The organism is Emticicia sp., from assembly GCF_049241225.1.
GTDB lineage: Bacteria > Bacteroidota > Bacteroidia > Cytophagales > Spirosomataceae > Emticicia.
Window position 1 is genome coordinate 5670 of the sequence record NZ_JBMLRC010000063.1, and the last position, 3647, is coordinate 9316.

Annotated in this window: 3 protein-coding genes; 2 read left to right on the plus strand and 1 reads right to left on the minus strand. The window is 37.6% G+C overall.

The genetic code is table 11. The annotated features are described in order from the left end of the window. A partial coding sequence (locus ACOVO2_RS04245) for a hemolysin family protein (RefSeq protein WP_421768768.1) occupies positions 1-1278 on the minus strand: 1278 nt, incomplete at its 3' end. 170 nt (positions 1279-1448) lie between these two features. Here ACOVO2_RS04245 and ACOVO2_RS04250 point away from each other — a divergent pair. Further along, entirely contained in the window at positions 1449-2159 is a 711-nt protein-coding gene (locus tag ACOVO2_RS04250) for an NUDIX domain-containing protein (RefSeq protein WP_421768769.1), read from the plus strand. A gap of 43 nt (positions 2160-2202) precedes the next feature. After that, positions 2203-3647 (plus strand): T9SS C-terminal target domain-containing protein (locus tag ACOVO2_RS04255; RefSeq protein ID WP_421768770.1); only part of this gene is annotated, 1445 nt, incomplete at its 3' end.

Genomic DNA, 3647 nt, shown 5'->3' on the forward strand with positions numbered 1-3647 from the left:
GTTTTCTTTTTTCTTCAATAAAATCTTATCAATACGGTTTTTGTCCATATCGACAATTTCAAATTCGTAGTCTTCCCACTCAAACTTATCGCCGGTGTCAGGAATTTCTTGTAAGATATGTAGGGCAAAGCCACCAAGTGTGTCGAAACCCGTATATTCTTTACGATTATTGATTATTACTTCAAATTGATTTAAGAAATCATCAAATGGGAGTGAGGCATCAACCAAGAAACTGCCATCTTCACGCTCAACTACTTCATATTCAAATTCATCATCCATCGAAATATCGCCTACCAACGCATCTAAAATATCATTGAGCGTGATAATTCCCATTACACTTCCGTATTCGTCTAAGATAATACCCATGTGGATACGTTCCTCGCGGAATTTCTCTAAGGCTTGATAAGCTTGATTATTTTCTGGTATGAATAATGGTTCTTTGCCGAGGTCTTCGAGGTGCTCTAACTCAGTGGCTAAATCTTTGCCGAGTAAATCTTTGATGTAAAGTAGCCCAGTAATATTATCGATACCGTCTTTACAAATCGGATAAACCGAATGTTTGGTTTCGATGATTTTTTCAATATTATCTTGTACCGAGTCTTCTAAATCGAGGTAAGTTAAATCACTGCGATTGGTCATCAAGGAAGTAATTTTTCTATCGCCTAAATGAAATACATTTTGTACAATTTCTTGTTCGATTTCATCAATTGCTCCGCCAGTTGTACCTTCTTGAATCATTGACTTGATTTCTTCTTCCGTGACCGAACTGTCAGATACTTCAATGCCTAAGAGTTTGATTATAAGGTCGCTACACTGCGTAAGAAGCCAAATGAAAGGTGAAGTTACTTTTGATAAAATATTCATCGGGGCTACCATCACTTTAGCGATTGCTTCGGGGTTCGACATTCCGATGCGTTTCGGAACCAATTCACCCAAAACTAACTGTATGAAACCGATGATTAATACTACCAAGCCGACTGCGATATTATCAGCGTATTTGAGTTCGAGCCCCAAGCCCGTAAGAAAATTCTGAATGCCGATTGTAAGTGTATCACCAGAAAAAATACCTGTCAAAATACTGATGAGTGTGATACCGATTTGAACAGTTGAAAGAAAACGGTTAGGAGAGTTTGCTAATTCGAGAGCGGCGGCTGCTCGGCGGTCGCCGTTTTTGCTGGCTATTTCAAGTTTAGTTTTTCGGGAGGAGATTAGGGCAATCTCCGACATGGAGAAAATACCATTAAGAATGACTAAAAAAAGGATTATTAATATTTCCATTTAAAGTTTTAAACCCTCATTTACTGGGGTTTGGATGATTATTAAGATGCAAAATAAAATATTTTAATCAGAATTTATGCAAAAAGGATATTATAATTTTTTTATCTCTCTAATTACTTCCGAAAAAATTCCGAACTTTGCTACTTAATCACTCTTTTTCTAAAAACCTCATGGTTATTTTTATTGACGACAAATTAGTTAGGGTAATAAGTGCTAAAAAATTTAAGCATCTGCACGGGAATGATTTTGATACAATGATTGATGCTCGATTGGAAACTTTGAGTCCGAAAAAACTTCAAGGTCATGTCATAATTTTGAATGCTACCGAAGCCACAATTGAAAAGTTTTTTAAATTAATTCAGCAATCGAAAGATATTGTTTATCAGTCAGTTACCTTAGTTGTTGAAAATAAAGATGCCATCGAAACCCAAATAAAGAATTTTTATAAAGTTGTGAAAGCGGCAGGTGGGGTTGTTTTTAATGAAGAACAAAAGATTCTGATGATGTATCGACTCGGAAAATGGGATTTGCCCAAAGGAAAGCGAGACGATAACGAAAAAGCTAAACAAACTGCCGTGCGAGAAGTAGAGGAGGAGTGCGGAATAAAAGTGCAGTTGAGCGGTAAACTCTGCACAACGTGGCACACCTATACGATGGGAACTCGCAAGATTTTGAAGCGAACGAAATGGTATAGAATGAACTGCACCGACGAGTCGATGATGCAACCACAAACCGAAGAGGGCATTGAAAAATTGGAATGGATGACCGAAAAAGAAGTACAAACGGCTTTATTAAATTCTTATAGTTCAATTCGTTATGTGATTGACAAACTCAAAATAAGTAGCCCAGTGTCGATAGTCGACGAATCCATAGAAAGGTAATAGGCTTGTAAGTGTACAACAATATTATACTATTTCCCAAAACATGAAACTAATACACAATAAATACGTTTTTTGGTTGCTTCTTTTGTTTGGTTTTGAATCGGCAACAATGGCCCAAAATTCTTGTCAGCCGAGTTCGTTTTTATTGAAACCAACTACCCAAAATCGCACAATTGAATGGCAAAAGTTTCCAGAGTTTAGCCTACCATTTTCAATCGTTTATGGTGGTCCTCGATTTGGCGATTTTCAGAAATTGCCACTCAAGCATGGTTTTAGTCACTTAGCTACTTCCGATGGAAATGATGCCGACTTACCAAGAAATCAGCGTGCGGCTGTATGGTACGGCACTGGTTATCCATCAGCCAATCAGCCCTGGGAAACCATCAAAAGCCCGTGGGGAAATAATATTGAATTGTACAAAAACAAGTGGCGAAACGATATGTCGGGTTTTGCCAATAATTTTTTAAATTCGGCAGGAACTGGCATCGCTGATATTGATTTATTTGTGCCTGATATCGAACTTCAAATAAAATCGAATGATTCGATTTTGTTGCTTAGAAATCATCCAACTACACCACTGGCTTTCAGAAGTCTTGATAATCAGTCTTTTATTACGCAATACAAAAAAGATATTCAAACCCTATACGGGCAAGCGTTTATCGAAACCAAGAAGTATATTACCCCAAGCACCAAAATCGGTGGTTATTCCGATGCTCCGATTTTGAATACTTACATCAATATTGCAGGAAATTCTTGGCAAAAATGGACTTCTGATGTTTCGTTGCTGAATTATATCAATTATGATTTTTCTAAGAATGCTCTCGGAGGAACTGCCTACGATAATCAAGATTTTTATAGTCCAGCCGCTTATTATTATTATGATTTTCCTAATCCACTTGCACCTGATTATCTGGCTTACTTATTGTTCCAAATCGAGGTAAATCGAGCTTGGACTAACAAGCCAATTATTCCATTTGTTTGGCTTCGCTACAGTTATACACCGCAGTTTGTCAAGAAATTTATTCGACCGTTTATGGCTGAGGCGACTGCCATTTTTCCATTTTTTTCGGGAGCAAAAGGTTTATGGCTTTGGGACGACCCTGGTACTTTTAGTAATAATGAAAACTATGCCACTTACGAGTATTTTATCAATGGTTTGTACCGACTTTCGCAGTATAAAGAGATGTTTACGGGCAATTATGAGTTGGTGATTCAGACAACCGCTCGTGATTATGTAGATACCAGAAAACCCATTTGGCGAGCCGTTGCTAAGGGCAATGAATTGCTGGTTGCCGCTCATAATCCTTATGCCAAAGACGAAAACGAAGTTGTGACGATAGAAGTAGCTTACAAAAATTACCGTCAAAATATAACATTGAAAGGTTACGAAGTTTTTTTGTGCAAGTTTGATATGACCTTGCTAACCAACGAACCAACCATTACCAATTTTGAAGTTTCGCCCAACCCAGCTTCTGACCAAATTCAACT

Coding starts and splice junctions, on each gene's coding strand:
- ACOVO2_RS04250 (WP_421768769.1), top strand. CDS start 1,449: ATGGTTATTTTTATTGACGACAAATTAGTTAGGGTAATAAGTGCTAAA.